Source organism: Serratia marcescens, assembly GCF_029846115.1.
Taxonomy (GTDB): Bacteria; Pseudomonadota; Gammaproteobacteria; order Enterobacterales; family Enterobacteriaceae; genus Serratia; species Serratia marcescens_L.
In genome coordinates this window covers 877,371-894,482 of sequence record NZ_JARVZZ010000001.1, presented here as the reverse complement: position 1 = coordinate 894,482, position 17,112 = coordinate 877,371, and the positions used below count along the sequence as shown (strand labels likewise).

Below are 17,112 nucleotides of genomic sequence, written 5' to 3'. Positions count from 1 at the left end.
TTTTTTTAACTGAAGAAGTTAATCAGCGCGGCGCACAACACCGCGGCAACCGCCGCCTGCGGGGTGTGGCTGGCGGCGGAGCCCAGCTCCGCGCCCTGAGAAATGAATACGATGAATGAGTCCAGCATCGTCAACCTCCAGAGTGTGCGACACGATCATACTGCGCCCGCACCGGCTGTAAAGCCTGCGGTTGGCGTTTTTTTGTGCGCCGGACTGCGTTTTTCATCATCCATCCCCGTTCCTATTCCATGCCCAGCTCTTTAAGCTTGCGGGTCAGGGTATTTCGCCCCCAGCCCAGCAGGCGCGCGGCTTCCTGTTTGTGCCCTTGGGTGTGGCGCAGCGCGGTGGTGAGCAGCGTGCGCTCCATTTCCGGCTGTGCTTCCGACAGCAGGTTTTGATGACCGGAACGCAGCGCGCGATCGGCCCACTGCGCCAGCAGCGTGGCCCAGCTGTCCGGCAAACTGTGGCTGGGGCTTTCCGGCGCGGCGGTTTCGAACAGTTCACCCGGCAGATCCTGAATCAGCACTTCCTGCCCGGCGGCCATCACCGTCAGCCAGCGGCAGGTGTTCTCCAACTGGCGCACGTTGCCCGGCCAGGGCAGGCGGGTCAGCGCGGTTTCGGTTTCCGGGTGCAGGTTTTTGGCCTCAACGCCTAACTCTTTGGCGGCGATCTGCAGGAAGTGGCGCGCCAGCCGCGGGATGTCTTCACGGCGCTCGCGCAGCGGCGGCAGGTGTACGCGGATCACGTTCAAGCGGTGGAACAGATCCTCGCGGAACTTGCCTTCCTGCACCCGCAGCTCCAGGTTCTGGTGCGTGGCGGCGATGATGCGCACGTCGACCTTCACCGGCGCATAGCCGCCGACCCGGTAGAACTGGCCATCCGCCAGCACCCGCAGCAGGCGCGTTTGCACGTCGAGCGGCATATCGCCGATCTCGTCGAGGAACAGCGTGCCGCCGTCGGCCTGTTCAAAGCGGCCCTGACGAATTTGATTCGCGCCGGTGAAGGCGCCTTTCTCGTGGCCGAACAGCTCGGACTCGATCAGATCTTTGGGGATGGCGGCCATGTTCAGGGCGATGAACGGCGACTTGGCGCGCGGGCTGTGGCGGTGCAGCGCATGCGCCACCAGCTCCTTGCCGGTGCCGGATTCGCCGTTGATCAACACGCTGATCGACGAACGCGAGAGCCGACCGATGATGCGAAACACGTCCTGCATCGCCGGCGCTTCGCCTATGATGTCCGCCGCCGGATCGCTGGCCGGCTGGCTGCGCACCGGCTGCTGCTGTTCCTGATAATGGCTGATGGCGCGCTCGACCAGCGCCACCGCTTCGTCGATGTCGAACGGCTTTGGCAGGTAGTCGAAGGCCCCTTGCTGATAGGCGCTGACGGCGGCGTCCAAATCCGAATGCGCGGTCATGATGATCACCGGCAGCATTGGGTGGCGCTGTTTGATCTGCTTGAGCAGCGCCAGGCCGTCTATACCCGGCATGCGGATATCGGACAGCAGCACGTCGGGGGTTTGCGTGGCCAAGGCTTCCAGCACGTCATTGCCGCCTTCGAAGGTGGCGCAGCTCAGGCCCGCGCCGGTGAGCGCGCGCTCAAGCACCCAGCGGATGGAGCTATCGTCATCGACGATCCAGACTATCCCTCGTTGCATAGCAAACCTCACTGACGAATGGGCAGGTAGACCGAGAATTCGGTATGACCTGGCCAACTGTTGAATTCAATTTTTCCGCAATGCTGATCGATAAGATTGCGGGCGATGGATAATCCCAGGCCGGTACCGCCCTCACGGCCGCTGACCATCGGGTAGAACAGCGTGTCCTGCAGCTGCGCCGGCACGCCGGGGCCGTCGTCTTCGACGTCGATGCGCGCCGCCAGGCGGTAGCGGGTGCCGTGCAACGTAATCTGAAACGCGGTGCGGGTGCGCAGCGTGATGGTGCCGCCCGCCTCGCCCAGCGCCTGCAGCGCATTGCGGGTGATGTTCAGCAGCACCTGTTCAATCTGATCCGGGTCGTGGGCCATTTCCGGCAGGCTCGGATCGTAGTCGCGCACCAGCGTGACGTTATCCGGCATTTCCAGCGACACCAGCTGGCAGACGCGCTCCGCGACCTGATGAATGCTCTGGGTAATGTGCTGACCGGGCCGCTGCGGGCCGAGCAGGCGATCCACCAGATTGCGCAGCCGATCGGCCTGCTCGATGATCACCTTGGTGTATTCGGTCAGCGCCGGATCGGGCAGCGCCTTGGCCAACAGCTGCGCCGCGCCGCGCAGGCCGCCCAGCGGATTTTTAATCTCGTGCGCCAAACCGCGTACCAGATCGCGGGCCGCCACCTGTTGAGCATGCTGCAGCTGTTCCTGGCTCAGGCGGCGCTGATTGTCCATCGGCGCCAGCTCGACCAGGATATAGCCTTCCGGCAGCGCCTGAGCGGTCAGAGAAAGGATGTGCGCGCGTCCGTCGACCACCAGGGTCACTTCGTTGTCGGTGAAGCCCTGACCGGCGCGCAGGCTTTCGCGCATCAAAGAGACGTTCAGCGAAAAATAACCGAGCAAATCGGGCAGCGGCGTGCCGAACAGCTTGCGGGAGCTTTGCGCCAGCAGCTGCTGTGCCGCCGGGTTGGCGTAGTGAACCGCCAGTGAGTCATCCAACAGCAGGATGCTGTTGATGAGTGAATTGAGGATCTGCCCAGCATCGGGCAGCTTGCCAGTTGCCATACAGCAGACTCCTGCACCTTTTTAGTGCATCTATCCTACTCCATCCGGGATCGGCGCGGTATGGAATAGTTTTGCAGAAAATACGGTGGAGAAAAAAACCCATCCGAAGATGGGCTGAAAGTTTCCACGGCAACAAAAAAGCGATAACAAAAATGTGGGCGCCGTCCGCCTGTGCAGACGGCGCGGGTAGGGCTTAGACGCTGTAGTACAGTTCGAACTCAACCGGGTGTGGCGTCATGCGAACGCGGTCCATCTCTTCTTTGCGCAGTTCGATGTAGGCATCGATCGCATCGTCGGTGAACACGCCGCCACGGGTCAGGAACTCGCGGTCTTCGTTCAGTGCGGCCATTGCCTCGTCCAGCGAGCCGGCCACTTTTGGGATCTCGGCTTCTTCTTCCGGCGGCAGGTCGTACAGGTTTTTGTCCATGGCGTCGCCAGGGTGGATCTTGTTGATGATGCCGTCCAGGCCGGCCATCAGCAGCGCGGCGAAGCACAGGTATGGGTTAGCCGCCGGATCCGGGAAGCGGGCTTCGATGCGGCGCGCTTTCGGGCTGGAGACCACCGGGATGCGGATGGACGCAGAGCGGTTACGGGCGGAGTAAGCCAGCATCACCGGCGCTTCGTAGCCTGGCACCAGACGCTTGTACGAGTTGGTGGTCGGGTTGGCCAGCGCATTGATCGCCTTGGCGTGCTTGATGATGCCGCCGATGTAGAACAGCGCGGTTTCAGACAGGCCGCCGTATTTGTCGCCGGCGAACAGGTTGGTGCCGTTCTTGGACAGCGACATGTGGCAGTGCATGCCGGAACCGTTGTCGCCGAACATGGGCTTCGGCATGAAGGTCGCGGTTTTGCCGAAGGCGTGCGCCACGTTGTGCACCACGTATTTGTAGATCTGAATTTCGTCGGCTTTCTTGGTCATGGTGTTGAAGCGGGTTGCCACTTCGTTCTGACCGGCGGTTGCCACTTCGTGGTGGTGCGCTTCAACCACCAGGCCCATCTCTTCCATGGTCAGACACATGGTGGAACGCAGATCCTGCGAAGAGTCGACCGGTGGAACCGGGAAGTAACCGCCTTTCACCGCCGGACGGTGGCCTTTGTTGCCGCCGTCGTATTTTGTACCGGAGTTCCAGGCGCCTTCGATGTCGTCGATGGCCACGTGGGACCCGCGGATGCTGCTGCCGAAGCGGATGTCATCGAACAGGAAGAACTCAGGCTCTGGCCCGAACAGCACGGTATCCGCGATGCCGGAGGAGCGCAGAAAGTCTTCGGCGCGTTTGGAGATGGAGCGCGGGTCGCGATCGTAGCCTTGCATGGTGCCCGGCTCGAGAATGTCGCAGCGAATGATCAGCGTTGGTTCTTCGAAGAACGGATCCAGAACCGCCGTGCTGGCGTCCGGCATCAGCACCATGTCAGATTCGTTGATGCCCTTCCAACCACCGATAGAGGAGCCGTCAAACATTTTACCTTCTTCGAAGAAGTCGGCGTTTACCTGGTGAGCCGGGATCGTCACGTGCTGTTCCTTACCCTTGGTGTCAGTGAAACGCAGGTCTACGAATTTCACTTCATGCTCATTCAGCATCGTCAAAACGTGTTCAGCGGACATACTTAACTCTCCCGGTTTATCATTGTCGTCGTGGAACGAATCTGTGGAACTGGCTTTTTTTCGCCTTGAAAAGACTAAAGCGAAAAGCGTGCCAACTTTTTAAAAAGGCGTTCATCGCCTTTCTGCGCGGGTTTTACCCAGCCACAGTATGCACCACCAACGATAATTTGCACTGTTATGGTGCAATAAGGGTGAGCGTGGGCACTGAAATGGTGCAAAAGTGCAACGATTGCGGCTTTTTGCACCGTGAAAGGGATCACAAACTGACCGGTACGCGGTTGTTTATAAGAGATGGTTGTGATCTTGTTTAGTCCCTCGCTTAATACGTGTACAATAGCGCGCTATTTCTAATGCCCGAGGCAAAGCTGTGATCGAAAATTTGCGTAACATCGCCATTATTGCCCACGTTGACCATGGTAAAACCACCCTGGTTGACAAGCTGCTGCAACAATCCGGTACTTTCGGAGAGCGTGCGGAAGCGACCGAACGCGTAATGGACTCCAACGATTTGGAGAAAGAGCGTGGGATTACCATCCTCGCAAAAAACACCGCCATTAATTGGAACGGTTACCGTATCAACATCGTGGATACCCCAGGACACGCCGACTTCGGCGGCGAGGTAGAGCGCGTGATGTCGATGGTTGACTCGGTGCTGCTGGTTGTGGATGCAATGGATGGCCCTATGCCGCAAACCCGCTTCGTGACCAAGAAGGCCTTCGCCAACGGTCTGAAGCCGATCGTGGTCATCAACAAGGTTGACCGTCCTGGCGCGCGCCCTGACTGGGTTGTGGATCAGGTGTTCGACCTGTTCGTGAACCTCGACGCGACCGACGAGCAGCTCGACTTCCCGATCATCTACGCTTCTGCGCTGAACGGCATCGCCGGCGTCGACCACACCGACATGGCGGAAGACATGACCCCGCTGTATCAGGCGATCGTCGACCACGTGTCTGCGCCGCAGGTTGAGCTGGAAGCGCCATTCCAGATGCAGATCTCCCAGTTGGACTACAACAACTACCTGGGCGTTATCGGCATCGGCCGCATCAAGCGCGGTAAAGTGAAGCCGAACCAGCAGGTCACCATCATCGACAGCGAAGGTAAAACTCGCAACGGTAAAGTGGGCAAAGTGCTGGGTCACCTGGGTCTGGAGCGTATCGACAGCACCCTGGCGGAAGCGGGCGACATCATCGCCATCACCGGCCTGGGCGAACTGAACATCTCCGACACCATCTGCGACACCAACGCCGTAGAAGCGCTGCCGGCGCTGTCCGTCGACGAACCGACCGTAACCATGTTCTTCAACGTCAACACCTCGCCGTTCTGCGGTAAAGAAGGCAAGTACGTGACGTCGCGTCAGATCCTTGATCGTCTGAACAAAGAGCTGGTGCACAACGTAGCGCTGCGCGTTGAAGAAACCGACGATGCGGACGCCTTCCGCGTCTCCGGTCGTGGCGAACTGCACCTGTCGGTGCTGATCGAAAACATGCGTCGCGAAGGTTTCGAGCTGGCGGTATCCCGTCCGAAAGTTATCTTCCGTGAAATCGATGGCCGCAAGCAGGAGCCATTCGAGAACGTGACGCTGGATATCGAAGAGCAGCATCAGGGTTCCGTGATGCAGGCGATGGGTGAGCGTAAAGCCGACCTGAAAAACATGGATCCGGACGGTAAGGGCCGCGTGCGTCTCGACTACGTGATCCCAAGCCGCGGTCTGATCGGCTTCCGTAACGAATTCATGACCATGACTTCGGGTACCGGCCTGCTGTACTCCACCTTCAGCCACTACGACGACGTGCGTCCGGGCGAAGTGGGTCAGCGCCAGAACGGCGTGCTGATCTCCAACGGCCAGGGCAAAGCGGTAGCGTTCGCGCTGTTCGGCCTGCAGGATCGCGGCAAGCTGTTCCTAGGCCACGGCGCAGAAGTGTATGAAGGCCAGATCATCGGTATTCACTCACGTTCTAACGACCTGACCGTAAACTGCCTGACCGGTAAGAAGCTGACCAACATGCGTGCTTCCGGTACTGACGAAGCGACTACCCTGGTTCCGGCCATCAAAATGACCCTGGAGCAAGCTCTGGAGTTCATCGATGACGACGAACTGGTAGAAGTGACGCCAACCTCGATCCGTATCCGTAAGCGTCACCTGACGGAAAACGATCGTAAGCGTGCCAGCCGCGGTCCTAAAGACGCTTAATCGCTGATTGAGTGTCTCATGCTTAGGGCGCGGTTCTCGCGCCCTGAGTTTTTTCCTCTGTTGTTCCCCGTTTGTGCGGCGCGCTATGCGCTTTTCCGTTCGCTCCCTGTTCAGCTGTTCCTTTTCCCGCTACAGTGAAATCTCACCGGCCCATCAGGAGAGGACTATGCTGTATATCTTTGATTTAGGTAATGTGATCGTCGATATCGATTTCAAGCGTGTGCTGGGCGTGTGGAGCAATTTGAGCGGCACGCCGTTGGCGGTGCTGTCCGATCGTTTCGCCATGGGTGAGGTGTTCCAGCAACATGAACGCGGTGAAATCAGCGACGAAGACTTCGCCGGCAAGCTGTGCGATGAAATGGGCATCGCGCTCAGCTTCGAGCAATTCGCCACCGGCTGGCAGGCGGTATTCGTCGCGCTTCGCCCGGAGGTGATCGACATCATGCAGCGCCTGCGCAACGAGGGTCACCGGGTGGTGGTACTGTCGAACACCAACCGTCTGCACTGCAACTACTGGCCGCAGCACTATCCTGAAGTGGCCGCCGCCGCCGATCATCTCTATCTGTCGCAGGATCTCGGCATGCGCAAGCCGGAAGCCAACATTTATCAGCATGTGCTGGCTGCGGAAAACACCGCCGCCGCCGACGCGGTGTTCTTCGACGATCACCCGGCGAATGTCCTCGCCGCGCAGGCGTTGGGGATCAAGACGGTGCATGTCACCGATCGCGACGTGGTGCCGGCCTATTTTGCTCAATGAGTGCGGAGCGCGTTAAGCTTAAGGCGTATCAACTGACATCAAGGAGTGACCATGTCGTTTTTCCGCCGCAAGAAGCTGCCCTCTGCGATTAAGCCCGGCGTCACCTTCGGACGGTTGCTGTACCAGCGTATCGATCACGATGGCCTGACGATGTTGGCGGGCCATCTCGCCTATGTTTCCCTGCTGTCGCTGGTCCCGCTGGTCACCGTGGTGTTCGCGCTGTTCGCCGCTTTCCCGATGTTTTCCGACATCAGCGAACAGCTGAAGAGCTTCATCTTTTCCAATTTCGTGCCGGCCGCCGGCAACGTCATACAGAACTACCTGGAACAGTTCGTCGCCAACTCCAACAAGATGACCGCCGTCGGCACCTGCGGGCTGATCGTCACCGCGTTGCTGTTGATCTCCTCGGTGGACAGCGTGCTGAACACCATTTGGCGCAGCAAGAACAAGCGGCCGATCGTCTTTTCCTTCGCCGTGTACTGGATGGTGCTGACGCTGGGGCCACTGCTGGTGGGCGCCAGCATGGCCATCAGCTCCTACCTGCTGTCGCTCAACTGGTTGGCGCAGACCGGCGTCAACGGTTTGGTGGATCAGGTGCTGCGTATCTTCCCGCTGATTTTGTCGTGCATCTCCTTCTGGCTGCTGTATTGCATCGTGCCGACGGTGCGGGTGCCGCCGAAGGATGCGCTGATTGGCGCGGTGGTGGCCGGATTGCTTTTCGAGCTGGGCAAGAAGGGATTTGCGCTGTACGTCACCATGTTCCCCTCCTATCAGCTGATTTACGGCGTGTTGGCGGTGATCCCGATTTTATTCCTGTGGGTCTACTGGAGCTGGTGTATCGTGTTACTCGGCGCGGAAATCACCGTGACCATCGGCGAATACCGCGACTACCGCCGGCAGAAGGCGGAGCAACAGGAACAAAAACCAGAAGGGCAGCAGGAATGATTGCGTTGATTCAACGGGTGTTAAACGCCAGCGTCACGGTGGGTGGCGAGACGGTAGGCAAGATTGGCCCCGGTTTGTTAGTGTTATTGGGCGTAGAGCAGGGCGATAACGAGCAAAAAGCGCAGCGCCTGTGTGAACGCGTGTTGGGATACCGCATTTTCGGCGACGAGAACGACAAGATGAATCTCAACGTCCAGCAGGCCGGGGGCAGCGTGCTGGTCGTTTCGCAGTTCACCCTGGCGGCGGACACCCAAAAGGGCATGCGGCCCAGCTTCTCGCGCGGCGCTGCGCCGCAGGAAGCCGATCGGTTGTATCAATATTTTGTTGGCCAGTGCCGCGAACGCGGCGTAGAGACCCAGACCGGCGAATTCGCCGCCGACATGCAGGTGGCGCTGGTCAACGATGGTCCGGTGACATTCTGGCTACAGGTCTAAGCATTCGGAGAACAGGCGTCTATGTATCACCTACGAGTACCCGTAACAGAGCAAGAACTGAAGGAGTATTACCAGTTTCGCTGGGAAATGCTGCGCAAGCCGCTGCACCAGCCGGTGGGTTCGGAAAAGGATGCCTATGACGCCATGGCCCATCACCAAATGGTGGTGGACGAGGCCGGTAAAATCGTCGCCATCGGGCGGCTGTACATTAATGCCGACAACGAGGCGGCGATCCGTTTTCTGGCGGTAGACCCGACGCTGCAGGATAAAGGGCTGGGGACGCTGGTGGCGATGACGTTGGAGTCCGTTGCGCGGCAGGAAGGTGTAAAGCGGGTGGTGTGTAGCGCCCGTGAGGACGCGGTGGATTTCTTCGCCAAGCTGGGGTTCGTCAATCAGGGGGAGATCACTGCGCCGCAGACCACCCCGATCCGCCACTTTTTGATGATCAAACCGGTAGCGACGCTGGACGATATCCTGCATCGCCCCGACTGGTGCGGCCAATTGCAGCAGGCCTGGTATGAACATATCCCGCTGAGCGAAAAGATGGGCGTGCGCATCAGCCAATACACCGGCCAGCGCTTTGTCACCACCATGCCGGAAATCGGCAACCAGAATCCGCACCACACGCTGTTCGCCGGCAGCCTGTTCTCGCTGGCGACGCTGACCGCCTGGGGGCTGATTTGGCTGCTGCTGCGCGAGCGCCATCTCGGCGGCACCATCATTCTGGCGGACGCGCACATTCGCTACAGCAAACCGATCACCGGCAGGCCGCGAGCGGTGGCGGATCTCGGCTCGCTGAGCGGCGATTTGGCGCGTCTGGCACGTGGCCGCCGCGCGCGCGTGCAGGCCGAAGTGCATCTGTTCGGCGACGAGGATAAGGGAGCGGTGTTCGAAGGCACCTACATGGTGTTGCCGGCCGAACCGGATGTGCCGCTGGATCAGGGCGGCTCTGAAGCGCTGGAAGAGTAAGGCGGCCCTGCCTTAAGGGCGGGCCGCGTAGTGCATTACGGCAGTTGTTGGTTCACCGCTTGGCCGTCGCCGGCGGTGGCCTGCAGATTGCCTTTCAACGAGGCTTTGAACGGCCCGTCGCTGTTCAGCAGCCCTTTCAACTGCAGTTCAAGGTTGCCGTCGCCCGTCAGCGGTACCGGCTGCCATCCCCATTGCTGCAAGGTGTTGATCGGTACCGAACGGCCGTGCAGCGTCAGTTGGAACGGCTTGCCCGGCAGCTGATCGACGGTCGCTTTGGCCTCAAGCAACCCATTAGGCATAAAGGCGCTGAGCTCGGTGACGTTAATCTGATTGGCGTCGGCGTTCAGCGCCAGCGAAGGGCGCCGCACGTCTATCTTGTTGAAGGTCGCCTCGCTGCCGTTCAGGTTCAGCGAGCCGGACCAGATGCCCCACTGGCGATCGCGCGCCAGCAGCAGGTTGCTGCCATAGCCGTCCAGCGCGGTGATCTGGAACGGGAAGGCCGGGTTGATATCGATGATCAGATTGCGGTTGGTGGTCAGCTTGGTGACGTACACCTCCGCCAGCCAGTCCGGCAGCGGTTTCAGCCACAGCTCGCGCCAGTCGATCGGCAGGGTGTACTCCAGCGCCGCCATGGCCACTTCGTCCAGCTGCAGGCGTTTGCCCGCGCGCAGCCAGTTGCCGGAGGTGCGCAGCAGCCCGCCTTCCCAGCGGGTGGTGAATTGCTGAATGGCGATGCCGGCGGAGGAGAGCCGCAGGGTGGCGATCGGATCGATCAGGTGGAAACTGCCGTTGATCACATCGCTGGCGTTGACGTTGAGCGAGCCGTCTTCGCTGCGCCAGTCGCCTTTTTCCATGCTGACGTTTTGCAGCGACAGATCGAGATCGTTAAACGCCCACGCCTTGCCTTCCAGGCGCGCGTCTATCAGATCGAAACGCTTGAGGGTGACCGGCGGCAGGGTAGTAAAGCGCTGCATGAATTCCGCCAGCGTCAACGGGGTTTGCAGGCGCACGCCGCTCAGCCGCAGGCGATCCACCTGCCAGCTGCCGTCGACGGCACGGCTGGCCACGCCGGTCAGGTCGCCCTGCGCCAGATCGGCGCCGAAGTTGTTCAACAGCAGCTGGCCCTGCTTTTGCTCCCCTTGCACCAACACCTTCGAGGCGGGGATGCCGTTCAGCGTCATCGAACCGGCGCTGAACTGAAACTGGTTGTTGTCCCCCAGCAGATGGCCGGCCAGCGGGCGCCACGGCGTGATGCCGGCAGTGACCTGCTGCGCGTTGAGCTGCCACTCGTTATCGTTGGACTGTAACGCCATGTTGCTCAGCTGCAGCACGTCGGCCTGTACAGGCAGCGCCGCCGCCTGCGGCTGCACGTTCAGCGTGCCGTCGCGCAGCGTGACGCTGTGGAAATAGCGCGGCTCGGTGATTTGGCGCAGGCTGAGGCCCAGATCGACGCGTTTGGCGACCAGCGCCTGCGGCTGGCCGTTACGTGCCAGCTGGACGTCTTCCAGACCGATCTGGTCCGGCTGGCTCCACGAATGGGTTATTTTTCCTATCGACAGGCGGTATTCGCTGTTGTCGCTGATCCAGGCGCTCAGGCGGCCTGCCGCCCAGCGGGTTTGCCCCACCAGGTACAGCACCACTACCGCCAGCACGATCAGCAGCAGCAACGTCAGCAACAGCTTTCCGATAAATTTCATCGTCTACATCCGCATCGGTCAAAAAAGATACCCTGTTTATGCCGCAATTGGCCGGGCATCTCAAGGGCAATGGTCTGATAGACAATAAAAAACGGCCGCAAGCGGCCGTTTGAACGTCAATGGGCGGGTTACTTCTTCTCGTGTTCCTGCGGGAACACCAGGTTCAGCACGATGGCGGTAATGCCGCCGGCGGCGATGCCGGAAGAGAGCAGGGTTTTCAGCCAGTCCGGCGCGAACTGCAGGATCAGCGGCTGCTGGGAGACGCCCATGCCGACGGCCAGCGACAGCGCCATGATCATGATGGCACGGCGGTTCAGACGCTCGCGCGACACGATGCGCACGCCGGAGGCGGCGATGGTGCCGAACATCACGATGGTCGCGCCGCCCAGGACCGGCTCGGGAATGTGCTGCACGAAGCCGGCCACCGCCGGGAACAGCCCCAGCGCGATCAGCATCAGCGCCACCACGAAGCCGACGTAGCGGCTGGCGACGCCGGTCAGCTGGATCACGCCGTTGTTCTGGCCGAAGCAGGAGTTAGGGAAGGTGTTGAACACCGCCGACAGCATCGAGTTCAGGCCGTTGGCCAGCACGCCGCCCTTCAGGCGCTTCATATACAGCGGCCCGCTGACCGGCTGTTCGGAGACGTCGGAGGTAGCGGTGATGTCGCCGATGGTCTCCAGCGAGGTGACCATAAAGATCAGCATCAGCGGCAGCAGCAGGTTCCAGTCGAAGCCCAGGCCGTAATAGAGCGGCGTGGGGATAGTGATTGCCGCCGTGGGGGCCGCAGGGGCATCGGCGGGCAGCATGTCCATCGCCCAGGCCAACAGATAGCCGACCGCCATGGCGATCACCAGCGAAGCCACGCGCAGGTAAGGATTGCGCTGGCGGTTCAGCAGGATGATCACGGCCAGCACCGCGCCGGCCAGCAGCAGGTTTTTCGGCGAGCCGAAGCTATGATCGTTCATCGCGGCGTAGCCGCCGCCGATCGAGGTCAGGCCGACCTGAATCAGCGACAGGCCGATGATCATCACCACGATGCCGGAAACCAGCGGGGTGATGATGCGGCGAGCCAGATGCAGCACGCGCGACAGCAAAATTTCGGTGCAGGAGGCGACCATCAGGGTGCCGAACAGCGCGGCCATCATGGTCGGCACATCGGCGCCGCCGTTTTTCAGCGCCAGACCGCCCATGATCAGCGGCGAAACGAAGTTGAAGCTGGTGCCCTGAATCGACAGCAGCCCGGAACCCACCGGCCCCCAGGTTTTGATTTGCAGAATGGAAGCCAGACCGGAGGCGAACAGCGACATGCTGATGATGTGCTGGGTATCCTGTGCCGGCAGGCCTAGCGCCTGGCAGATCAGCAGGGCCGGAGTGATCACCGCGACGAACATCGCCAACAGATGCTGGCCGGCGGCAAACAGCGTTTGCGGCAGCGGCGGGCGATCTTCCAGGCGATAAATCAGTTCACTGGCGCGGGGTTCTGAGGCGGCTTGGCGTGCGGCATCAAGCTCGGAGGATGACATGCTCATGGTGTGGCGTTTCCAGATACGGCAAAGCAGGCATTTTAATGCTCCTCCCCGCAAAAGCAAACGGTTGCGCGTAAATATTATGCTGCCGACTTTCTCGTTTATGTCGCATTTTCATTCATTTTTTCTTGTCATCTCAGCGTTTTTTACTTCTAATCCCGCACTCATCAAGTTTAAAAACTAAGTGGTTTTCTATAACTTATTATTTTTATTTGGATCTTTTCCCTTACATGGAGTACCTGGATGTTTCATCTTGATACTTATGGCACGTTAGTCGCGGCGACGCTGGTTTTGCTCCTCGGGGGCAAGTGCGTCAGAACCATTCCTCTGCTGCGAAAATATACCATTCCTGCTCCCGTCGCCGGCGGTTTGCTGGTGGCCCTTCTGCTGTTAGCCCTGAAAAAGCTCGTCAACTGGGAAATCAGTTTTGACATGTCGCTGAAGGACCCGCTGATGCTGGCCTTCTTCGCTACCATCGGTCTGAACGCCAACCTGGCGCGTTTGCGCGCCGGTGGCAAGGTGCTGGTGGTATTCCTGTTCGTGGTGCTGGGGCTGCTTATCGTGCAGAACGCCATCGGCATCGGCATGGCGAAAATGCTGGGGCTGGATCCGCTGATGGGCCTGATCGCCGGGTCGATCACCCTGTCGGGCGGCCATGGTACCGGGGCCGCCTGGAGCAAGCTGTTCATCGAGCGCTACGGTTTTGAAAACGCGACGGAAGTTGCCATGGCCTGTGCCACCTTCGGCCTGGTGCTGGGCGGCCTGATCGGCGGCCCGGTGGCGCGCTATCTGGTCAAACACTCCTCCACGCCGGAAGGCACCCCGGATGACAGCGTGCAGCCGAGCGGCTTCGAGAAGCCTGAAAGCGGCCGCCTGATCACCTCGTTGGTGATGATCGAAACCATCGCCATGATCGCCATCTGTCTGAGTCTGGGGCAACTGATTGCCGGCCTGCTGAGCGGCACGGTGTTTGAACTGCCGAACTTTGTTTGCGTGCTGTTCGTCGGGGTGATCCTCAGCAACACGCTGGCCTTCACCGGTTTCTATACCGTGTTCGAGCGCGCGGTATCGGTGCTGGGCAACGTGAGCCTGTCGCTGTTCCTGGCGATGGCACTGATGAGCCTGCGCCTGTGGGAGCTGGCCTCGCTGGCGCTGCCGATGCTGGCGATCCTGGCGGTGCAGACGCTGGTCATGGCGCTGTACGCGATCTTCGTTACCTACCGGGTGATGGGTAAAAACTACGACGCGGCGGTGCTGGCCGCTGGCCACTGCGGCTTCGGCATGGGCGCCACGCCGACGGCGATCGCCAACATGCAGGCGATCACCGATCGCTTCGGTCCGTCGCACGTGGCGTTTTTGGTGGTGCCGATGGTGGGGGCATTCTTTATCGATATCGCCAATGCCATCGTCATCAAGCTGTATCTGCTGCTGCCGGTGTTCCCGGCGGTGGGGTGATATCGCGAGTCATCACGGAAAGAGGGCGCCTGCGGCGCCCTTTTTTATGCGTTGGAATAACGCGCCTTCTCCGGCAGCCAGCGTTCAATCAGCGCCTGGGCGTGCTCCGGATAATGCTGATGGAGATGGCGAGCGACGCGCTGCACTTCGGGGATCATCGCCTGATCGCGCAGCAGATCCGCCACCTTGAATTCGGCGCTGCCGGTCTGGCGGGTGCCCAGCAGCTCGCCCGGACCGCGGATCTCCAGATCGCGCTGCGCGATGACGAAGCCATCGTTGCTGTCGCGCAGCACCTGCAGGCGCGTTTGCGCAGTCTTGCTCAGCGGCGTTTTGTACAGCAGCACGCAGTGTGAGGCCACGGCGCCGCGTCCTACGCGGCCGCGCAGCTGGTGCAGCTGCGCCAGGCCCAGCCGCTCCGGGTTTTCGATGATCATCAGGCTGGCGTTCGGCACGTCGACGCCGACTTCGATCACCGTAGTGGCGACCAGCAGCTGCAGCTCGCCCTGTTTAAACGCCTGCATCACCGCCTGCTTTTCCTGCGCTTTCATGCGGCCGTGCACCAGCGCCACCTTCAGCTCCGGCAGCGCGGTTTTCAATTCTTCCCAGGTGGCTTCCGCCGCCTGTGCTTCCAGCAGTTCGGACTCTTCGATCAGCGTACACACCCAGTAAGCCTGCCGCCCCTCTTCCAGACAGGCGCTCTTCACCCGTTGAATGATGTCGGCGCGGCGGGTATCGGGGATGGCGACGGTGGTCACCGGCGTGCGGCCCGGCGGCAGCTCGTCGATGACCGAGGTATCGAGATCGGCATAGGCGGTCATTGCCAGCGTGCGCGGGATCGGCGTGGCGGTCATGATCAGCTGATGGGCGTGGAAGCCTTGCTCTTCGCCTTTCTCCCACAGCGCCAGCCGCTGATGAACCCCGAAGCGGTGCTGCTCATCGATGATCACCAGCGCCAGCCCGTTGAACTGCACCTGCTCCTGGAAGATGGCGTGGGTGCCGACCACCATCGACACCTGGCCGCTGGCGATGGCTTCCTGCTGCGCGATGCGCGCCTTGCCTTTCTGTTTGCCGGCCAGCCAGCCGACCTCAAGCCCCAGCGGCTCGAACCACTGACGGAAATTGTTGGCGTGCTGCTCGGCCAGCAGCTCGGTCGGCGCCATCAGCGCCACCTGCTTGCCGTGCGCGATGGCGCGCAGTGCCGCCAGCGCCGCCACCAGCGTTTTGCCTGAGCCGACGTCGCCCTGCACCAGCCGCATCATCGGGAAGTCTTTTTGCATATCGGCTTCGATGTCGGCCACCACGCGCGTTTGCGCGCCGGTCGGCGAGAACGGCAACTGGGCGAGAAAACGGTTTTTGAGCCGATCGTCCGGCAGCAGCGGCTGCGCCTGATAACTCTGCGCGCCGGCGCGCACCGCCAGCATGCTGAGGTTATGCGCCAGCAGTTCTTCGAGGATCAGGCGTTTTTGCGCCGGGTGTTTGCCCAGCTCCAGATCCGCCAACTGGATGTCCGGCGGCGGGCGATGCAGGGTGTGCAGCGCCTGCGGCAGGCTCATCAGGCCGCCGCTCAGCTCCGGCGGCAGCAGCTCGGCGATGGCGCAGGTATCCAGCAGCTCCAGCGCCTGGTCGGTCAGCTTGCGCAGCGTGGCCTGCCGCACCCCTTCAGTGGTGGGGTAAACCGGCGTCAGCGACTCCTGCAGCTCGACCTCGCTGGCTTCGCCCTGAATGCGGTATTCCGGATGGATGATTTCCGCGCCGTGGTTGCCGCGCTTGATCTCGCCATAGGCGGTCACGCGGCGGCCGGTGGCCAGGCTGTTCTTCATTGCGGCGTTGAAGTTGAAGAACCGCATGGTGAGGATGCCGGTGCCGTCGCTGATCTGGCAGGTTAACATGCGGCGGCGGCCGAAGCTGATGTCGCTGCGCAGCACTTCCCCTTCTACCGTGGCGTAGATGCCCGGCAGCAGATCGTTGATCGGGTAGAGGCGAGTGCGGTCTTCGTAGCGCAGCGGCAGGTGCAGCAGCAGATCCTGAATGGTCTCGAGGCCAATTTTGGCCAGTTTGCCCGCCTGGCTGGCGCCAACCCCGGAAAGCGTGGTGAGTGGGACAGCATCCAGCAGGCGGCCTTTCATTTGCGCACCGTCGCCTGCATGGCCGCCCACCATTCGGCGCTGGCGACCACCTGGCCCTGCTCGTCAATCTGCGGGCGCGGCAGCCCTTTGCGCTTGGCCACGTTGGCCAGCACCGGGTAACCGCCTTCGAACAGCAGACGCTGCTGCTCTTCTTCATCCAGCATACTGTTGTCGCGGCGATACAGGCCGGCGTTCTGCCGCTGGCGCTGCGCTTCATACAGGATCAGTGCCGAGGCCACGGAGACGTTGAGCGATTGCACCATGCCGATCATCGGAATGACGATGTCCTGATCGGCCAGCGCCAGCGCTTCTTCGGTGATGCCGGTTTTTTCCTGGCCGAGCAGCACGCAGGTTGGTCGGGTGTAGTCCACCTCGCGGAAATCAACCGCGCGCGCAGACAGGTTGGTGGCCAGAATTTGCATGCCCTGCGCTTTCAGGTGACCGACCGCGTCGCCGATGGTGGGATGGGTTTTAACGCTGACCCAGCTGTTGCTGCCGGCGGCGGAGGAAACCAGGGTGCGCATACGGGTGGTGGGCCACACGGCGTGGACCTGATGCACGCCGACGGCGTCGGCGGTGCGGATAATGGCGGAGACGTTATGCGGCTTGTGCACTTGCTCCAGGCAGACCGTCAAATCCGGCTGCCGGGTCGCGAGCATTTCACAAATCCGCGCATAGCGTTCAGGACTCATAAGCG

General features: G+C 61.0%; 14 protein-coding genes. 6 read left to right on the top strand and 8 right to left on the bottom strand.

Annotated elements, in window-relative coordinates:
• Positions 1 to 5 precede the first annotated feature (5 nt).
• The 4 genes from QDT79_RS04140 to glnA form a co-directional block, all read right to left on the bottom strand.
• On the bottom strand, positions 6 to 128 hold the full coding sequence (locus QDT79_RS04140) for a YshB family small membrane protein (RefSeq protein ID WP_015379453.1): 123 nt from the start codon (positions 126 to 128) through the stop codon (positions 6 to 8).
• A 113-nt stretch (positions 129 to 241) separates the two neighbouring features.
• On the bottom strand, positions 242 to 1,654 hold the full coding sequence (gene glnG, locus QDT79_RS04135; RefSeq protein WP_015379452.1) for a nitrogen regulation protein NR(I): 1,413 nt from the start codon (positions 1,652 to 1,654) through the stop codon (positions 242 to 244).
• 8 nt (positions 1,655 to 1,662) lie between these two features.
• Positions 1,663 to 2,712: a nitrogen regulation protein NR(II) gene (glnL, locus tag QDT79_RS04130; protein WP_004931246.1), complete on the bottom strand. Its 1,050-nt coding sequence runs from the start codon at positions 2,710 to 2,712 to the stop codon at positions 1,663 to 1,665.
• Between the two features lie 193 nt (positions 2,713 to 2,905).
• Positions 2,906 to 4,315, bottom strand: a complete 1,410-nt coding sequence (glnA, locus tag QDT79_RS04125) for a glutamate--ammonia ligase (protein ID WP_019452181.1) — start codon at positions 4,313 to 4,315, stop codon at positions 2,906 to 2,908.
• 367 nt (positions 4,316 to 4,682) lie between these two features.
• Here glnA and typA point away from each other — a divergent pair, with 367 nt between their 5' ends.
• The 5 genes from typA to fabY all read left to right on the top strand — a co-directional run bounded on the left by typA (position 4,683) and on the right by fabY (position 9,611).
• Positions 4,683 to 6,506 carry a ribosome-dependent GTPase TypA gene (typA, locus tag QDT79_RS04120; RefSeq protein WP_004931243.1) on the top strand — a complete coding sequence of 608 codons (1,824 nt, stop codon included), beginning with the start codon at positions 4,683 to 4,685 and terminating at the stop codon, positions 6,504 to 6,506.
• A gap of 166 nt (positions 6,507 to 6,672) precedes the next feature.
• Complete coding sequence (gene yihX, locus QDT79_RS04115; RefSeq protein WP_063991285.1) at positions 6,673 to 7,263, top strand: glucose-1-phosphatase; 591 nt, start codon at positions 6,673 to 6,675, stop codon at positions 7,261 to 7,263.
• Positions 7,264 to 7,314: 51 nt separating this feature from the next.
• A complete protein-coding gene (locus QDT79_RS04110; protein ID WP_049201866.1) occupies positions 7,315 to 8,208 on the top strand; it encodes a virulence factor BrkB family protein in 894 nt (297 codons plus the stop codon).
• Positions 8,205 to 8,642: a D-aminoacyl-tRNA deacylase gene (gene dtd, locus QDT79_RS04105; RefSeq protein WP_025304712.1), complete on the top strand. Its 438-nt coding sequence runs from the start codon at positions 8,205 to 8,207 to the stop codon at positions 8,640 to 8,642. The genes QDT79_RS04110 and dtd overlap by 4 nt, the downstream gene beginning before the upstream one ends.
• A 21-nt stretch (positions 8,643 to 8,663) precedes the next feature.
• Complete coding sequence (gene fabY, locus QDT79_RS04100) at positions 8,664 to 9,611, top strand: fatty acid biosynthesis protein FabY (RefSeq protein ID WP_063991286.1); 948 nt, start codon at positions 8,664 to 8,666, stop codon at positions 9,609 to 9,611.
• Positions 9,612 to 9,646: 35 nt separating this feature from the next.
• Here fabY and QDT79_RS04095 read toward each other — a convergent pair whose 3' ends face one another.
• Together QDT79_RS04095 and QDT79_RS04090 are read right to left on the bottom strand one after the other, a co-directional pair.
• Positions 9,647 to 11,308 (bottom strand): AsmA family protein, encoded by a 1,662-nt coding sequence (locus QDT79_RS04095; RefSeq protein ID WP_107228047.1) that lies wholly within the window; start codon positions 11,306 to 11,308, stop codon positions 9,647 to 9,649.
• 128 nt (positions 11,309 to 11,436) lie between these two features.
• A complete protein-coding gene (locus tag QDT79_RS04090) occupies positions 11,437 to 12,837 on the bottom strand; it encodes a nucleobase:cation symporter-2 family protein (protein ID WP_019452186.1) in 1,401 nt (466 codons plus the stop codon).
• 240 nt (positions 12,838 to 13,077) lie between these two features.
• On the opposite strand from QDT79_RS04090, the gene gltS reads away from it, so the two are divergent.
• A complete protein-coding gene (gltS, locus tag QDT79_RS04085; RefSeq protein WP_033649747.1) occupies positions 13,078 to 14,289 on the top strand; it encodes a sodium/glutamate symporter in 1,212 nt (403 codons plus the stop codon).
• Positions 14,290 to 14,333: 44 nt separating this feature from the next.
• Here the strand turns inward: gltS and recG are convergent, their stop codons facing one another.
• Together recG and trmH are read right to left on the bottom strand one after the other, a co-directional pair.
• Entirely contained in the window at positions 14,334 to 16,415 is a 2,082-nt protein-coding gene (gene recG, locus QDT79_RS04080; RefSeq protein WP_063991288.1) for an ATP-dependent DNA helicase RecG, read from the bottom strand.
• Positions 16,412 to 17,107, bottom strand: a complete 696-nt coding sequence (gene trmH, locus QDT79_RS04075; protein ID WP_033639122.1) for a tRNA (guanosine(18)-2'-O)-methyltransferase TrmH — start codon at positions 17,105 to 17,107, stop codon at positions 16,412 to 16,414. The genes recG and trmH overlap by 4 nt, the downstream gene beginning before the upstream one ends.
• Between the last annotated feature and the right edge of the window lie 5 nt (positions 17,108 to 17,112).

Excerpts from the sequence above, each read along its gene's own strand:
- QDT79_RS04140 (WP_015379453.1), bottom strand. The coding sequence starts at position 128 with ATGCTGGACTCATTCATCGTATTCATTTCTCAGGGCGCGGAGCTGGGC.
- glnG (WP_015379452.1), bottom strand. The coding sequence starts at position 1,654 with ATGCAACGAGGGATAGTCTGGATCGTCGATGACGATAGCTCCATCCGC.
- glnL (WP_004931246.1), bottom strand. The coding sequence starts at position 2,712 with ATGGCAACTGGCAAGCTGCCCGATGCTGGGCAGATCCTCAATTCACTC.
- glnA (WP_019452181.1), bottom strand. The coding sequence starts at position 4,315 with ATGTCCGCTGAACACGTTTTGACGATGCTGAATGAGCATGAAGTGAAA.
- yihX (WP_063991285.1), top strand. The coding sequence starts at position 6,673 with ATGCTGTATATCTTTGATTTAGGTAATGTGATCGTCGATATCGATTTC.
- QDT79_RS04110 (WP_049201866.1), top strand. The coding sequence starts at position 7,315 with ATGTCGTTTTTCCGCCGCAAGAAGCTGCCCTCTGCGATTAAGCCCGGC.
- dtd (WP_025304712.1), top strand. The coding sequence starts at position 8,205 with ATGATTGCGTTGATTCAACGGGTGTTAAACGCCAGCGTCACGGTGGGT.
- fabY (WP_063991286.1), top strand. The coding sequence starts at position 8,664 with ATGTATCACCTACGAGTACCCGTAACAGAGCAAGAACTGAAGGAGTAT.
- QDT79_RS04095 (WP_107228047.1), bottom strand. The coding sequence starts at position 11,308 with ATGAAATTTATCGGAAAGCTGTTGCTGACGTTGCTGCTGCTGATCGTG.
- QDT79_RS04090 (WP_019452186.1), bottom strand. The coding sequence starts at position 12,837 with ATGAGCATGTCATCCTCCGAGCTTGATGCCGCACGCCAAGCCGCCTCA.
- gltS (WP_033649747.1), top strand. The coding sequence starts at position 13,078 with ATGTTTCATCTTGATACTTATGGCACGTTAGTCGCGGCGACGCTGGTT.
- recG (WP_063991288.1), bottom strand. The coding sequence starts at position 16,415 with ATGAAAGGCCGCCTGCTGGATGCTGTCCCACTCACCACGCTTTCCGGG.
- trmH (WP_033639122.1), bottom strand. The coding sequence starts at position 17,107 with ATGAGTCCTGAACGCTATGCGCGGATTTGTGAAATGCTCGCGACCCGG.